Below are 16,126 nucleotides of genomic sequence, written 5' to 3'. Positions count from 1 at the left end.
GGCGTTTTTGTTTGCGCGGCGGATTACAGGTGCTCGTGCACGACGCGCAGGCGGTGGCCGGTCAGCGCCGCGAGCTCGTCGCGCAGCCGGTCCAGCATCCGGCCCTCGACGAAGCCGAAGCCCAGGTGGCCGTAGGCCCAGCCGCTTTGCCATTCGGCGATGCTGCTGGCCGTGCCGCAGGCGGGACAGCCCAGGCTGCTGTCGCCCTCGCCTTCGTACCAGGCCTCGGTCGGCGGCGACCAGGGCAGGTCGAAGTGCGTGGCGCCGCAGTGCGGGCAGACGAAGGGGCCGACATCGCCCTCGCCGGCATGGAACACGGTGCGCTCGGTGACGATGTGCAGGCCGGCGCACAGCAGGTCGTGCCCGAGCGCGTTCTCGTGCGCCCAACGCGCCGCGGCGGGGCCGTAGCGGTACAGGGGCAGGTACGCCTCGTCCAGCAGCGGCGGGCCGGGCAGGATGATCTCCCGCTCCACCAGCCACTGCCGCACCTTGTCGGCCAGCGCCGGCGCCTCCTCGGCGGTGGCGTCGATATCGACGATCCAGTAGGTGTGCACGCTCATGGCAGCTCCTTCAGGCCGGCGGCGACCTTGTCGCAGTCGTCGCGGGTTGGCGTTTTCAATGGCGACAGCCCCAGCTTGTCCACATGCCAGGCGCGCATCGCATCCTTTTCTTCGGCCGCCAGCTTGCGCATGTCGGCCGCGTCGGCGCGCGAGGTGCGCGCCAGCATCAGCGTGGCGGCCTGGTTCAGGCCCGCCTGATGCACGCCGCTCCACGACTGCAGCGCTTCCTGGTAGGCCTTGGCGTGGTCCGGATAGCGGTTGGCGCACTTGCCGGTGGCCTGCCGCAGCATGTCGCGCCGTATCATCTGCCGCAGCGCGCCCTGCTCTTCCGCGCTGAGCGGCGCGGACGGCGCCTCTTGCTCGGGCTCCGGCTCGGCGGCGGCGACCCGCTCGGTCGGCGGATCGGCGATGATCGCGTTGACCTTGCCCAGGAACGCTTGCGCGCCGGTGGGGCGGCCGCTGATGTCGCCCAGCAGCTTGCCCTTGCCGAACACATACTGCATCGGCACGCCGTACACCGGCATCAGCTTGCCGAAGTCGGGGATCTGGCGCCACGGCGTCCACTGCACCCGCACGTAGCTGAGCTCGGGCTGGTGCGGCAGCGAGGCCGACATGTCGAACACCCGGTCGGCGCCCTTGCAGTAGCCGCAGCCGGGGTCGGGCGAGGTCAGCTGCACCACCACCAGCTCGTGGCTGGCGACGTAGGCGGCCAGCTCCTGCGGCTTCAACTCCAGCACCGCGCCCGGCGTACCCGACAACATCAACGTCACGACCCACGGCATGAACATGGTTTACTCCGATCAAAACCTCAAAATTATCATATAAATAACTGCGGCGCTGCACAATAGAAAGAGACTGACCTATACAGACCACTCGTAGTGCTGTATAGTGTCGCCTGTGCGCTGCAATGAGCGCGCTGCAACAAAAGCAGCGCCGATTGACCAGCCAGGTATTACTAGCAGCTTCGCAAGCCTTAGCGCATCACCCTGATGTCGCTTATAAAGCCCTCCCGCCTTTGGTGTCGCACCTGACACCGTCCCGGCGCAAAGCTTTTGTGCCGAAATTTCTTTCGATTTTGATTGAGTCATTTCGTTTTGGTAGGCGTAGCTATTTCGCGTTCGGCTTTTGCACGAACGCCGGTTTTTTACGAAAGAACAGCATGACATTTGAAGCACTTGGTCTCAACACGTCCCTCATCAAAGCCCTGACCGACGCCGGCTACACCGCGCCGACCCCGGTACAGCAGCAGGCTATTCCTGCGGCGATCGCAGGCAAGGACTTGTTGGTATCCTCGCAAACCGGTTCCGGCAAGACTGCAGCGTTCATGCTGCCGTCGCTGCACCGTTTGTCCGAGATCGACCCGGCAGCCGCCGGCAAGACTCCGAACCAGGAAATGCAAGCCGCCCGCGCCCGTGGCGAGCGCCCACGTTTCAAAGCCGCACAGCCAAAGATGCTGGTGTTGACCCCAACCCGCGAACTGGCCCTGCAAGTGACCACCAATACCGACAAGTACAGCGTCAACCTGCGCCGCATCAAGGCCGTGTCGATCCTGGGCGGTATGCCTTATCCAAAACAGATGCAACTGCTGGCCAAGAATCCCGAGATTCTGGTGGCAACCCCAGGCCGTCTGATCGACCACATGGAATCGGGCAAGATCGACTTCTCGCAACTGGAAATCCTGGTGCTGGACGAAGCCGACCGCATGCTGGACATGGGCTTCATCGACGACATCGAAAAGATCGTCGAAGCGACCCCGTCGACCCGCCAGACCATGCTGTTCTCGGCCACGCTGGACGGCGTCGTCGGCAACATGGCACGCCGCATCACCAAGGATCCGCAGATCATCCAGATCCTCAGCGCCGCCAACAAGCATGAGAACATCACCCAGCGCGTGCACTTCGTCGACGACCTGTCGCACAAGAACCGCCTGCTGGACCACCTGCTGCGCGACGACTCGCTGGACCAGGCCGTGGTCTTCACCGCCACCAAGCGTGACGCCGACACCATCGCCGACCGTCTGAACATCGCCGGTTTCTCGGCCGCCGCGCTGCATGGCGACATGCACCAGGGCGCCCGCAACCGCACGTTGGACAGCCTGCGCCGCGGCCAGGTGAAGATCCTGATCGCCACCGACGTTGCCGCCCGCGGTATCGACGTGCCGACCATCACCCACGTGTTCAACTACGACCTGCCGAAGTTCCCTGAGGACTACGTGCACCGCATCGGCCGTACCGGCCGCGCGGGCCGCAACGGTCTGGCGATCTCGCTGGTGAACCATGCCGAAGGCATGAACGTCAAGCGTATCGAGCGCTTCACCAAGCAGCTGATTCCGGTCAACGTCATCGAAGGCTACGAGCCGAAGAAGACCGCGTCGGCATCGCGTTCGGCTCCGCGTCCAGGCGGCTGGAAGCCAGGCGACAACCGCGGCGGCGCCAAGCCATCGGGCCAGCGCACGTTCAGCAAGCCGGGCGCACCGCGCAAGGAAGGCAGCACCGGCGGCGGCTACAAGGGCAGCAACCCACGCAGCACCGACGGCGCACGCCGCAGCTACGGCGACCGTTAATCGGTAGTCCGCTGAATTAAAAAGCCCCCGCCTGCCTGGACGCGATCAAAATCGCGCCCAGTGCCGGCGGGGGCTTTTTGCATTGAGGGCAGCGTTCAGCCAAGGGAAGTCCTCGCCTTCAACGCGCGCGTAGTTGTTTTCGCCGTAGCTCCACGATTTCAATATGGTGCCTTCGGGGAAGAAACAGTGATTTCCATTGGTAGCCGTGGATGCCCGACGGGTCCGCGCCCGGCTCGAACCGGGCCGGATCCGACAGCCAGCATTCGATGGCTTGGGTCATGGCTTCCGACAAGTCTTGCTAGCCGCCACGGCGGCGCAGTTTCTCGATCAGCTTGAGCAGGGTATCGGTGGGCAGTTGCACGCTCATTGTAGTATCCATTCGATTTTCTCCCCTATTTTCTTCGGCTTTCCCATATTTAGACCGGGAAGCTCGGGAATAGTTCAATGCTTGAAAAAATAGAAGAAAGCCGAAGCGGAAATCGAAGCTTTGCTAGAAGGAGCGGCGAAGAGCACTCCGTGTACATACCCCCACGGGCGCGCCCTACTTCCTGGCCGTAATCCGCAAGATCCGGCGGAACGTCGGGCACTCCATGTGGCTGGCGGCCTTGCACACGGCGGCGTGACGCAGACCGTCGCGCATGGTGGTGAGTTTCTTGATGGTGCGGTCCAGATCGTCCGCCTTGGCGGTCAGCAGGTGGCGATCGATCTGCAGGTCGCCGTCGGCGCCGAACATGCCCGCGATCTCGTCGAGCGAAAAGCCGGACGCGCGGCCCAGCGCAATCAACGCAAGCCGCTCGACCACGCCCGCGTCGAATATGCGGCGCAAGCCGTGCCTGCCAATCGACGCGATCAGCCCCTTTTCCTCGTAGAATCGCAACGTGGACGCGGGCGTGCCCGATATCCGCACCACTTCAGCTATGTCCATGCTCGCCATCGCTTGACCTCAAGTTGACTTGAAGTGGCACAGTAGCACTTCCGTATTTCCACGACAAGCGAAAGGAAGACACCATGAACCAGAAGCAAAGCACAATATGGCAAGGCACCGGCGGCAACGCCTGGGTCGCCGCTCAAGGCCTGCTCGACCACATGTTCCAGCCCATCGAAGATCTGCTGATGCAAGCCATCTCGCCCGCCACGCAAAGCCTGCTGGACGTGGGCTGCGGCACCGGCTCCACCACGCTGGCCGCCGCGCGCCGCCTGGGTACACACGGCCGCTGCACCGGCATCGACATCTCCGGCCCGATGATCTCCGCCGCCCGCGACCGCGCCGCGCAAGCCCAATCCAGCGCCACCTTCATCCAGGCCGATGCCCAGCGCCACGCCTTCGAACCGGCCAGCTTCGACGCCATCATCTCTCGCTTCGGCGTGATGTTCTTCGACGATCCGGTCGCCGCGTTCAGGGCGCTGCGCCGGGCCACGCGCGACGGCGGCACTCTGCGCTGCATCGTCTGGCGCGCCCCGGAAGACAATCCCTTCATGACCGCCGCCGAGCGCAGCGCGGCCGCCCTGCTGCCCCAGTTGCCCGCGCGCGTGCCGGACGAGCCGGGCCAGTTCGGCTTCGCCAACCGCGCCCGCGTGCAAGCGATACTGGAGCAAGGCGGATGGCGCGACATCGACATTACTCCGCTCGATGTGGCCTGCAGCTTCCCCGAGCAAGGCCTGCTGCACTACATCACCCACATGGGCCCAGTCGGCAGGCTACTGCAATCGGCCGGCGAGTCCACGCGCCAGCAAGTGGCCGACGTGGCCCGCACCGCCTTCGAGCCCTTCGTCTACGGCGACCAGGTACGCTACACTGCCGCCCTGTGGGACATCCACGCCGGCGCGCGCTGATGTGCGGCGTTGAAATTATTTGCAATTTGCCACAATAAGCGCAGCCGTGGACCGTCTACAACGACATGACACCACCGAATTCAACCACCGAACAGGACATCGCCGCAACCGTGCTGCGCGAGCGCTCGCGCCTCGGGAATTTTATCCGGCGCCGCGTCAGCGACCCGACCGACGCCGACGACATCCTGCAAGACGTGTTCTACGAATTCGTCCAGGCCTACCGCCTGCCGGAGCCGATCGAGCAGGCCAGCGCCTGGCTGTTCCGGGTGGCGCGCAACCGCATCATCGACCGCTTCCGCAAGAAGAAGGAAGTGCGCCTCGACGACCTGGGCTGCGACGACGACGGCGACGACTGCCGCCTGGACCTGCTGCTGCCGTCGGTGGACGGCCCCCCGGAGGACGCCTACGCCCGCGCCACGCTGCTGGAGGAACTGCAAACGGCGCTGGAGGAACTGCCGGCCAACCAGCGCGAGGTATTCGTCGCGCACGAGCTGGACGGCGTGAGCTTCAAGGAAATGGCCGCGCAAAGCGGCGTATCGATCAACACCCTGTTGGCGCGCAAACGCTACGCGGTCCTGTACCTGCGCACGCGCTTGCAAACCCTGTACGACAACGAATGAAACGAAAGGAGAATCTGAAATGAAAAGAAAGCTGGTGTTCCTGCCCATGATACTGCTGGGGGTGGCCTTGCTGGCCTGGGTCGTGATGATGCTGTGGAACTGGGTCATGCCCGGGGTGTTCGCCGGCAGCATGCAAATCGATTATTGGCGCGCGCTCGGTCTGCTGGTATTGTGCCGTATCCTGTTCGGCGGCTTCCGCGGGCGGCACGGCGGCGGCTTCCACGGCGGGCGCGAACGCTGGCAGCGCTGGCAGGCCATGACGCCCGAAGAGCGCGCACAATTCCACAAGGACCGCAGCGCCTACTGCCGTCCCCACAAAGAACCGACACATGACTAAACACGCACCCAAACCCGCACCGACGCCGTTCACCGGCTATCAAAAAACCGTGGTGGCGATGCTGGCCTTCCTGCAATTCGCCGTCATCCTCGATTTCATGCTGATGTCGCCGCTGGGCGCGGTCATCATGCCGGCCCTGCACATCGGCCCCCAACAATTCGGACTGGTGGTCTCGGCCTACGCCTTCAGCGCGGCCGCCTCCGGCCTGCTGACGGCCGGTTTCGCCGACCGCTTCGACCGCAAGAAGCTGCTGCTGTTCTTTTACGCCGGCTTCGTGCTGGGCACGCTGTGGTGCGGCCTGGCGCAGAGTTATGAATCGCTGCTGGCGGCGCGCATCGTCACCGGCCTGTTCGGCGGCGTGATCGGCTCGGTCGTGCTGGCGATCGCCACCGACCTGTTCGCGCCGCAACAGCGCGGCCGCGTCATGGGCCTGATCCAGACCGCCTTCGCCGCCAGCCAGGTACTGGGCATCCCGGTCGGCATCTACCTGTCCAACCAGTGGAACTGGCACGTGCCGTTCACCGCCATGGCCGCCCTCGGGCTGGCCGGCGGCCTGCTGGTGGCGTGGCGCCTGCAGCCGGTCGACGCCCACCTGGGCAAGCCGCAGGAGCACAGCGCCTGGATGCACCTGTTCCACACCGTGACCGAGCGGCGCTACCTGCTGGCCTTCGCCACCACCGCGCTGCTGACCACCGGCGGCTTCATGCTGATGCCGTTCAGCAGCGCCTACATCGTCAACAACCTGGGCATCGACCTGCAGCACCTGCCGACGGTCTACCTGGTCACCGGCCTGTGCACCATCTTCATCGGCCCGCTGATCGGCAAGGTGGCCGACACGGTTGGCAAGTTCCGCGTGTTCATGTTCGGCACCGCGCTGACCATCACCATGGTGCTGATCTACACCAACCTGGGTCCGACCGCGCTGCCGGTGCTCATCGTCATCAACACGGTGATGTTCATCGGCATCTTCTCGCGCATGATCCCGTTCCAGGCCATCGTCTCGACGGTGCCGGCGCAGACCCAGCGCGGCTCGTTCAACGCCATCAGCGCCTCGGTGCAGCAGCTGTCGGGCGGCCTGGCATCGGTGGTGGCCGGCCACATCGTCACGCAAAGCGCGGGCGGCCAGCTGCAGCACTTCAATCACGTCGGCTACGTGATGGTCGGCACCTCGCTGGTCGGCCTGGGCCTGCTGTGGCGCCTGCACCGAGACACCAAGGCGGGCGCCGTGCCGCAGCCGGCCGCCTCATAGCATATTGCTTTCAATAATTAAGAAAACCCAATTTAGTTGCCACAAGGCACTATTTTGAGCATATAATTGCGCTGGTACCCCCCCTCTAACCATACAAATCGAAAGGGAATCAGCGCATGAACGCCAGGAATATGGACGCAGCCTGCTTACGCGCACTGCGCCGCCGCGGCCACTCGGACGCCAGCATCACCGCCATGAGTCCGGAAGAAGCATTTTGTGAATACTGCGCCTACCACGGCATCATGAACCTGCTGCCGGCGACCTTGCAAATGCTGGACAAACTGCGCGGAGAACAGCCGGCGCGCTAACGCCCAGCGGCACCTGGCGTGGCGAGCCCGGATGCGGAACGGCCCGGTCGATTATTCGGCCGGGCCGTTTTCGCATGTGGGCGCCACGCCGGCGACTATGCCGATTTCGTTATCAATCGCCTCGATTGCGTCATTGATCGGCTATGGCTGCACCCCTATACTTTTTTCAACAATTATAAGGGAGATGCCATGACAAAATCGAATAGGTACGCGCCGGCATGAACGCGCCCAACCCCAACTGGTTCCTGCGCGCGCGGCTCAAGACCCGGCAGTTGCTGCTGCTGATCGCGCTCGACGACGAGCGCACGCTCAGCCGCGCCTCCGAGGTGCTGTGCATGACCCAGCCGGCCGCCTCCAAGCAACTCAAGGAGCTCGAGGACATGCTGGGCATCGCGCTGTTCGAGCGGCTGCCGCGCGGCATGGAGCCCACCATCTACGGCGAAAGCATGATACGCCACGCGCGCATGGCGCTCACCAGCCTGGCGCGCGCACACGAGGACATCGTCGCGCTGCGGTCCGGGCTGGCCGGCCAGGTCGACGTCGGCAGCATCATGACGCCGGCCATGCGTCTGCTGCCGCACGCGATCACGCGCGTCAAGCAGCACGCGCCGCAGCTGCGCATCGGCGTGCAGATCGAATCGAGCACCGTGCTGCTGGACCGCCTGCAGCGCGGCGCCTTCGACTTCCTGCTGGCGCGCATGACCAGCCAGCCGGACAGCGCCGACCTGCAGTACGAGGAACTGGGCGCCGAGCCGGTGGTCGTGGTGGCGCGCGCCGGCCACCCGCTGGCCGGACGCGCGCGCCTGAACCTGCGCGAGCTGGCGCTGGCGCCGTGGATCATGCCGCCGACCGGCAGCATCCTGCGCCTGCGCTTCGAGCAGCTGTTCCACAACGCCGGCCTGGAGCCGCCGAGCGACGTGGTCGACACCAGCGAGATCGTGCTGATCACCAGCATGCTGCAGATGAGCGACGCGCTCAATGTGATGTCGGCCGACGTCGCGCAGCACTACCGGGCGCTCGGCCTGCTGGTGGTGCTGCCGATCGAGCTGGCGTGCCAGATGGACCCCTTCGGCATCATCCGCCGGCGCGACCGCCTGCTGTCGCCGGGCGCCGAACTGCTGCTGCAGGCGATCCGCCACCAGGCCATCGCCAGCCATACCGCGTTCGACATGGCAGCAGCGTAAAAGGTGAATGGACGGCTATCGCCCGGCGCGATTAGCATGGCCCAAACACCTACGGAGACCCGCCATGAACCATCCATCCCTCGCGCGCCGCCTGGCTGGCGCGCTGCTTCTCATCGCCCCGCTGGCCAGCCACGCGGCCGCCCCGCTGGAACTGAGCTCGCCCGACCGCCAGCTGCGTGTCACCATCAACACCAGCGACCAGCTCACGCTCGCGGTCAGCCTGCGCGACACCCAGCTGGTGCTGCCCACGCCGATCGGCCTCAAACTGAGCGGCATCGGCACGCTGGGCGAGCACCCGCACCTGACCGGCCAGCAGCGCCACAGCATCGACACCTCGGTGCGGCCGGTGGTGGCGCAGAAATCGCGCGAGGTGCGCGACCACTACAACGCGCTGCGGCTGGACTTCGCCGGCGGCTACACGCTGGAGGTGCGCGCCTACGACGAAGGCATCGCCTACCGCTTCCGCACCGAGCTGCCCGGCCAGGTGACGGTGGAGGACGAGCTGGCGGGCGTGCACGTGCGGCCGCAGGACACGCTGTACTGGCCGCAGGAGAAGTCCATGCAGTCGCACAACGAGCACTATTACCAGGCGCTGGCCGTGAGCGAGGCGGCCGGAAAACTGGTTGGCGTGCCGGCGCTGGTGCGTGGTGGCGGCGCGCATCTGGTGCTGACCGAATCCGGGCTGCGCGACTATCCCGGCATGTACCTGCACGGCGAGGCGGACGGCCTGCGCGCCGTGTTCCCGAAAGTGGCGCTGGCCGACACCGCGCGCGACGACCGCAACGTGCCGGTGACGCAGGAGGCGCCCTACATCGCGCGCACCGAAGGCACGCGCGCCTACCCGTGGCGCATCCTGGGCATCGCCGCCGAAGCCGGTGGCCTGCTGACCAACCAGATGCCCTACCTGCTGGCCGACGCCCAGGAACTGAAGCACACGGAGTGGATCAAGCCGGGCAAGGTGGCGTGGGACTGGTACAACGGCAACCACCTATACAACGTGCCGTTCAAGTCCGGCATCGACACGCGCACCTATCGCCACTATATCGACTTCGCGGCGGAGAACGGCCTCGAATACATCATCATGGACGAAGGCTGGTATGTGCTGGGCGACCTGCTGGCGGTCAAGCCGGCCATCGACATGCCGGCGCTGATGGCGCACGCGAAGGAGCGTGGCGTGGGCATCATCCTGTGGGTGTCGTGGAAGACGCTGGACACGCAGATGAAGCCAGCGCTGGACCAGTTCGCGCGCTGGGGTGCGGCCGGCATCAAGGTCGACTTCATGCAGCGCGCCGACCAGTGGATGGTGAACTACTACGAACGCGTGGCGCGCGAGGCGGCGGCGCGCCACCTGCTGGTGGACTTCCACGGCAGCTTCAAGCCAAGCGGCTTGCAGCGCACTTGGCCGAACGTGCTCACCTTCGAAGGCGTGAAGGGACTGGAGAACGACAAGTGGACCGACAAGCAGACGCCGGAACATGACGTGACCATCCCCTTCATCCGCATGTTCGCCGGGCCGATGGACTACACGCCCGGCGCCATGAGCAACGCCCACCGCAAGGACTTCGTGGCCAGCTTCGACCGGCCCATGAGCCAGGGCACGCGCGCGCACCAGCTGGCGATGTACGTGGTGTACGAAAGCCCGCTGCAGATGCTGGCCGACAGCCCGTCGCAATACCGCGCCAATCCGTCGTCGCTGGACTTCATCCGGCAGGTGCCGGTGGAGTGGGATGAAAGCCGCGTGCTGCACGCGGACCTGGGCCATTACGTGGCGATGGCGCGCCGCCATGGCGACACTTGGTACGTGGGCGCGATGACCGGCGCCGACGGCCGCGAACTGGCGCTCGACCTGTCCTTCCTGGGCGAAGGCAGCTACCAGATGAGCAGCATGGAGGACGGCCCGAACGCCGCCGTCTTCGCCACCGACGTGCAGGCCGGCAGCGCCCGCGTCACCCGCGCCAGCCGCCTGACCATGCAGCTGGCGCCAGGCGGCGGCTGGGCCGCCATCATCCGCCCCGCCAAGCCTGCGCAATAAGGAGAACAGCATGCACATCAAATTACGCGCGCGCGCCGCCGCCCCGGCCGTCGCCCCCGCAACGGCGCTGACCCCAGCGCAGGCCTCGGCGCTGACCACAGCGCTGACCACAGCGCAGGCCACGGCGCCGGTCCCAGCGCGGGTCACGGCGCTGGCCGCAGCGCGGGTCACGGCGCTGGCCGCAGCGCTGGCTGCAGCGCTACTGGCGGCAGGTTGGGCGCAGGCCGCGCCGCCGGCCTTCACGCCGCGCTGGCAGATCGACGGCAACGCGATCCGCTGGCAGGTCGCCGACACCCATCGCGACCAGCTGGAGATGAGCGGCCGCCAGGTCTCGGCGGTGATCGACTACGGCAGCCAGGCCGACGGCACGCTGCTGTTGTCGCGCACCGTGGTGTGGCCGATGCTGCGCACCATCCCCGACGACACGCACGCCAGCCTGATACGCAAGTTCGGCCCCGAAGCCACGCCCGCCATCGCCATCGACGGTTCCCCCGCCGCCGCCGAGCAGCTGCGGCAGGTACGCTTCGACGGCCGTCTCGCGCTGCAATCCCAGGTGGCGCCTGGCCTGCTGCTGACCCGCACCCTGACGCCATCGCCGGACGAACCGGCGCTGGTGGAGCGCCTGGAACTGGTCAACAACGGCAAGACCGCCCGCCGCTACAGCTTCGCCGCGCTGGCGACCAGCGAGACCACGCCCGCCGAACGCGGCACGCACGGCGCCTACGTGATCGAAGTGCGCTCCCCCGCGCGCGAAGGCACGCTGGCGCCAGGCGCGCGCACGCACGTGGACGTGATCATCAGCGGCCGCCTGCAAAACGAAATGGTCTACGTCGACGGCGAAGAAGCCCTGCAGGCGCGCGCCCGCAAGGTCGCACAATGGCGCGATGAGCTGGTGCTGGAAACGCCGGACCCCGTGCTCGACGCCATGTTCGCCTTCTCCAAGGTACGCGCCGCCGAAAGCGTGTTCGCCACGCGCGGCGGCCTGCTGCACGGCCCGGGCGGCACGCGCTACTACGCCGCCGTGTGGGCCAACGACCAGGCGGAGTACGTCAATCCCTTCTTCCCCTACCTGGGCGACCGCGCCGCCGTGCAAAGCGCAGTCACCAGCTTCGGCCTGTTCGCCCGCTACATGAACCCCGAATTCAAGCCGCTGCCCTCCTCCATCGTCGCCGAGGGCCGCAGCTACTGGAACGGCGCCGGCGACCGCGGCGACTGCGCCATGATCTCCTACGGCGCCAGCCAGTTCGCCCTCGCGCAAGGCGACGCCGGCACCGCGCGCCAGCTGCTGCCGCTGATCGACTGGTGCCTGGAATTCACCCGCCGCCAGCGCGACGCCGACGGCATCGTCCATTCCGACAGCGACGAACTGGAAGGCCGCTTCCCGGCCGGCAAAGCCAACCTGTCGACCAACGTGCTGGCCTACGGCGGCCTGTCCGGCGCCGCGCGCCTGAACGCCGCGCTGGGCGACCCGCAGCGCGCCGCAGCGTTGCAGCACGAGGCGCAGGAACAACGCGCCGCCATCGAGCGCTACTTCGGCGCCCACATCGGCGGCTACGACACCTACCGCTACTACGCCGGCAACGACAAGCTGCGCGCATGGATCGCGCAGCCGCTGGCGCTCGGCATCACGGAACGCCAGCGCGGCACCATCGACGCGCTGCTGTCGCCGCAACTGTGGTCGGAGAACGGCGTGCTGACCGAGGCCGGCGACAAGACCTTCTGGGACCGCGCCACGCTGTACGCCCTGCGCGGCCTGCTGAAGGCGGGCGAACTGGAACGCACCATGCCCTACCTGCGCTACTACTCCGGCCGCCGCCTGCTGGGCGAACACGTGCCGTATACGGTGGAGGCATGGCCGGAAGGCCAGCAGCGCCACCTGTCGGCGGAGAGCGGCCTGTATGCGCGGGTGATGACCGAGGGCCTGTTCGGCATCGAGCCGACCGGTTTGCGCAGCTTCAGTTTCGCACCACGACTGCCCAAGGGCTGGCCGCGCATGGCCTTGCGGCGCATACGCGCGTTCGGCGCGGGCGAACAGGGCGAGGGACTGGAGCTGACCACCACGCGCGTTAAAGCAGCGCAGCCGGGACAAGCCACACAGCGCGTGCTGGTGCGCCTGGACGGCAAGATCCTGCTCGACCGCACGTGGGACGGCAAGGCGCCGTTGCAGGTCGCGCTGCCCGATTGACATATATCGTTTCCAGCAACGGTAGTCGCTAAAGATTCATTAGATCGCAAACCCCTCCTTGCCTAGTATGTCTCAGTCGGCTGCCCACGGCAGCCGGCCATCATCATAAAAACGATAAGGAGACATCATGAAGAACCCCATCCGGATGACCGTTGTAGCCCACGCCCTCGCGCTGGCATTCGGCGGCGTCCTGCTCTCGGGCAGCCTGTCCGCGCCAGCGTACGCGCAGTCCAACGCCACCGGCACCATCTTCGGCCAGATCGCCAACGCCAACGGCGCCAGCGTGGTGCTGGAGAACACGGCCACCGGCGCGCGCCGCACCGTCCACCCGGACGCCAGCGGACGCTATCAGGCCACCTCCATGCAGCCCGGCAGCTACAAGGTCATGCTGATGCGCGGCGGCGAGATCGAACGCACGCTGGACGTGGAAGCGCTGATCGGCCAGGGCGTCGAAGCCTCGTTCGACGCCGTGCAGGCGGTCACCGTCACCACCAAGCGCCGTACCATCGACGTCAGCAACACCAACAACGGCGCTGTGTTCACCGCGCGCGAACTGCAGGCGCTGCCCGTGGCGCAAAGCCTGTCGGGCATCATCCAGCTGGCGCCGGGCACCACGCGCGGCAATCCACGCATCGGCGGCGACAGCTTCGGCGGCGCCGGCGTGTCGGAGAACTCGTACTACATCAACGGCTTCCCGGTCACCAACGTGTACAAGCAGATCGGCTCGACCACGCTGCCGTTCTTCGCCATCGCGCAGGCGCAGATCCTGCAGGGCGGCTACAGCGCGGAGTTCGGCCGCTCCACCGGCGGCGTGGTCAACATCACCACCAAGAGCGGCACCAACCGCTGGGAAGCCGGCGCGGTGCTGCAGTACACGCCCAACAAGCTGCGCGCGAAACCTGAGGATACCTACTATCCGCAAACCGGCGCCAACCCGGCCACCGACGGCAAGCTGCTGACCTACCGCGGCTCGAACACCGCCACCGACGTCTTCGGCAGCGCCTATGTCGGCGGCCCGCTGATCAAGGACAAGCTGTTCGTGTTCGCCAACGTGGAGCAGGACCGCTTCACCTCCGGCTACATCAGCAAGGACTCCGATTCGACCAACAAGACCAACGGCTGGACCGAGCGCGATACCCACACGCCGCGCTACCTGGTCAAACTCGATTACAACATCAACGACGACCACCGCCTGGAATTCACGCAGATCCACGACGAGTACAAGAAGACGCAGCAGAACTACGGCTTCGACTACGGCACGCTACAGCGCAACAACACGCGCGCCGACGGCGTGACCGGCGACGGCGCCATCACCAACGACTCGATCCTGAAATACACCGGCTTCCTGACCGACCGCCTGACCGTGACCGCGCTGGCGGGCCGCTTCAAGTCGACCTATCCGCAAAGCGTGGAGGGCTACGTGCCGGGCGTGTACCAAGTCAGCGCGCCGGCGCGCGCGCAGGTGCCGGGGCTGACCTACAACAACCCGCAACCGATCGGCGGCACCATGCAAGTGGAGAACGCGGAGGACAAGCAATCCACGCTGCGCCTGGACGTCGAGTACAAGCTGGGCGACCACGCGCTGCGCGCCGGCCTTGACCGCAACAATGTCTCGTCCATCAACGGCTCCTCGCTGGCGGGCGGCGGCAGCTGGATCTACTTCCGCTCATCCAATCCGAATGCGGCGGTGCCGGGCGGACGCTCGCCGGCGTCCGGCGGCGGCTACGGCACGCAGGGCTACTACGTGGACGAATACCACCAGAGCGACTCGGCCTCGCCGAAGACCGACCAGAGCGCGCAATACCTGCAGGACCGCTGGCAGATCACCGACCGGCTGCTGCTGGACCTGGGCCTGCGCAACGAGCAGTTCACCAACAAGAACAGCTTCGGCGTGCCATATGCCGAACAGCGCCACATGCTGGCGCCGCGCCTCGGCGCATCGTGGGACATGCGCGGCGACAGCAGCCTGAAACTGTTCGCCAACGCCGGCCGCTATCACCTGCAGATCCCCACCAGCGTGGCGCTGCGCCTGGCGGGCAACCCGGTCCACATCGACCACTACTTCACCTACACCGGCGTCGATCCCAAGACCGGCGTGCCGACCGGCCTGACCGAAATCAGCCCGCCCTTCTCCGCCGGTAACGAGTACGGCCAGGCCAAGGACCCGCACCAGGTGGCGGCCAGCTCCCTGGGCGCGACCTACCAGGACGAACTGGCGCTGGGCTTCGAAGCCGCGCTGACGCCGTCCTTCAACGGCGGCGCCAAGTTCACCTACCGCACGCTGCGCAACACCATCGAGGACTGGTGCGACCAGCGTCCGGTGGATGCGTGGGCGCGCCGCAACAACGTCAACGCCAGCAAATACAGCATGCCCTGCCTGCTGGTCAATCCGGGCCGCGGCAACACGCTGGAGCTGGACCTGCGCGGCGACGGCAAGCTGGTGACGGTGCCGCTGTCGGCCGAGGACATGGGCCTGCCGAAAGTGGAGCGCATCTACACGGCGCTGGACTTCTTCCTCGAGCACCCGCTGCGCAACGGCTGGTACGGCAAGGTCAATTACACCTGGTCGCGCAGCCGGGGCAACATGGAAGGCCAGGTGGCGTCCGACATCGGCCAGGCCGACCTGGCCGCCACCACCGCCTTCGATTATCCGGAACTGATGACCGGCGCGAACGGCCTGCTGCCCAACAACCACACGCACGTGCTCAAGGCGTTTGGCTACTACGAGCTGACGCCGGAATGGCGCCTGGGCGCTAACCTCAACATCGCCACCGGCGCGCCGAAGTCCTGCATCGGCAACCTGCCCAAGGCGCTCAACGTCAACAACAACCCGGCCGGCTGGTATGGCGCGGCGACCTTCTATTGCGACGAGAAGCTGACGCCGCGCGGTTCGGTGGGCACGCTGCCGACCGATGTGCGCCTGGCGTTGAACGCGACCTACATGCCGCGCTGGCTCAAGGGCCTGACCCTGAAGGCCGACGTGTTCAACCTGTTCAACAAGCAGACCGACCTGGCCACGCAGCCGGTCTACAACTCGGGCGCGGACACCATCAGCCCGTACTACAACCAGGTGCTGGGCCGTTCGCCTGAACGGCAGGTGCGCTTCACGGCGGAATACAACTACAAGTTCTGACCGTAGGCACAAAAAAAAAGGCTATGTAGCGCCTAAGTGTTGAACGGCTAGCTCCCCCATCGGTCTAAGCAATACGGACTGATGGGAGACGGCGATGAAAAAATTAGATTTTCAAGCATTAG

Annotated in this window: 14 protein-coding genes; 10 read left to right on the top strand and 4 right to left on the bottom strand. The window is 66.1% G+C overall.

Going from position 1 to position 16,126, the window contains the following annotated elements; translation table 11 throughout:
- Positions 1-23: 23 nt before the first annotated feature.
- Positions 24-560, bottom strand: coding sequence for a serine/threonine protein kinase (locus tag ACUJB0_RS24220; RefSeq protein WP_444847462.1), 537 nt, complete (start codon positions 558-560; stop codon positions 24-26).
- Positions 557-1,348: a thioredoxin domain-containing protein gene (locus tag ACUJB0_RS24215; RefSeq protein WP_444847461.1), complete on the bottom strand. Its 792-nt coding sequence runs from the start codon at positions 1,346-1,348 to the stop codon at positions 557-559. Before ACUJB0_RS24215 ends, ACUJB0_RS24220 begins: the two co-directional genes overlap by 4 nt.
- Positions 1,349-1,719: 371 nt before the next feature.
- On the opposite strand from ACUJB0_RS24215, the gene ACUJB0_RS24210 reads away from it, so the two are divergent.
- Entirely contained in the window at positions 1,720-3,123 is a 1,404-nt protein-coding gene (locus ACUJB0_RS24210) for a DEAD/DEAH box helicase (RefSeq protein ID WP_444847460.1), read from the top strand.
- 118 nt (positions 3,124-3,241) lie between these two features.
- On the opposite strand, the gene ACUJB0_RS24205 is transcribed toward ACUJB0_RS24210, so the two are convergent.
- Positions 3,242-3,403 carry a hypothetical protein gene (locus tag ACUJB0_RS24205; protein ID WP_444847459.1) on the bottom strand — a complete coding sequence of 54 codons (162 nt, stop codon included), beginning with the start codon at positions 3,401-3,403 and terminating at the stop codon, positions 3,242-3,244.
- A 261-nt stretch (positions 3,404-3,664) separates the two neighbouring features.
- Complete coding sequence (locus tag ACUJB0_RS24200; protein WP_444847458.1) at positions 3,665-4,057, bottom strand: helix-turn-helix domain-containing protein; 393 nt, start codon at positions 4,055-4,057, stop codon at positions 3,665-3,667.
- Positions 4,058-4,131: 74 nt separating this feature from the next.
- On the opposite strand from ACUJB0_RS24200, the gene ACUJB0_RS24195 reads away from it, so the two are divergent.
- The 9 genes from ACUJB0_RS24195 (at position 4,132) to ACUJB0_RS24155 (ending at position 16,004) form a co-directional block, all read left to right on the top strand.
- Entirely contained in the window at positions 4,132-4,956 is an 825-nt protein-coding gene (locus ACUJB0_RS24195; protein WP_444847457.1) for a class I SAM-dependent methyltransferase, read from the top strand.
- Positions 4,957-5,021: 65 nt separating this feature from the next.
- Positions 5,022-5,576, top strand: a complete 555-nt coding sequence (locus tag ACUJB0_RS24190) for an RNA polymerase sigma factor (RefSeq protein WP_444847456.1) — start codon at positions 5,022-5,024, stop codon at positions 5,574-5,576.
- A 19-nt stretch (positions 5,577-5,595) separates the two neighbouring features.
- The gene (locus ACUJB0_RS24185) at positions 5,596-5,913 is read left to right on the top strand and encodes a hypothetical protein (protein ID WP_444847455.1); all 318 of its coding nucleotides are present in this window, start codon (positions 5,596-5,598) and stop codon (positions 5,911-5,913) included.
- Positions 5,906-7,162: an MFS transporter gene (locus ACUJB0_RS24180; RefSeq protein WP_444847454.1), complete on the top strand. Its 1,257-nt coding sequence runs from the start codon at positions 5,906-5,908 to the stop codon at positions 7,160-7,162. Before ACUJB0_RS24185 ends, ACUJB0_RS24180 begins: the two co-directional genes overlap by 8 nt.
- Before the next feature lie 116 nt (positions 7,163-7,278).
- Positions 7,279-7,470 (top strand): hypothetical protein, encoded by a 192-nt coding sequence (locus ACUJB0_RS24175; RefSeq protein WP_175001269.1) that lies wholly within the window; start codon positions 7,279-7,281, stop codon positions 7,468-7,470.
- Positions 7,471-7,688: 218 nt separating this feature from the next.
- On the top strand, positions 7,689-8,654 hold the full coding sequence (locus ACUJB0_RS24170; RefSeq protein WP_444847453.1) for a LysR family transcriptional regulator: 966 nt from the start codon (positions 7,689-7,691) through the stop codon (positions 8,652-8,654).
- Between the two features lie 64 nt (positions 8,655-8,718).
- Positions 8,719-10,686 (top strand): glycoside hydrolase family 97 protein, encoded by a 1,968-nt coding sequence (locus ACUJB0_RS24165; protein ID WP_444847452.1) that lies wholly within the window; start codon positions 8,719-8,721, stop codon positions 10,684-10,686.
- Between the two features lie 10 nt (positions 10,687-10,696).
- Positions 10,697-12,871: a glucosidase family protein gene (locus ACUJB0_RS24160; RefSeq protein WP_444847451.1), complete on the top strand. Its 2,175-nt coding sequence runs from the start codon at positions 10,697-10,699 to the stop codon at positions 12,869-12,871.
- A gap of 127 nt (positions 12,872-12,998) precedes the next feature.
- Positions 12,999-16,004, top strand: coding sequence for a TonB-dependent receptor (locus ACUJB0_RS24155; protein WP_444847450.1), 3,006 nt, complete (start codon positions 12,999-13,001; stop codon positions 16,002-16,004).
- The last annotated feature ends 122 nt before the right edge of the window (positions 16,005-16,126 follow it).

Origin of the sequence: Duganella caerulea (assembly GCF_040362985.1) — a bacterium.
Classification (GTDB): domain Bacteria; phylum Pseudomonadota; class Gammaproteobacteria; order Burkholderiales; family Burkholderiaceae_D; genus Rugamonas; species Rugamonas vulcania.
Note: the sequence above shows the minus strand (reverse complement) of the source record. Positions and strands in the feature narration are given on the sequence as shown.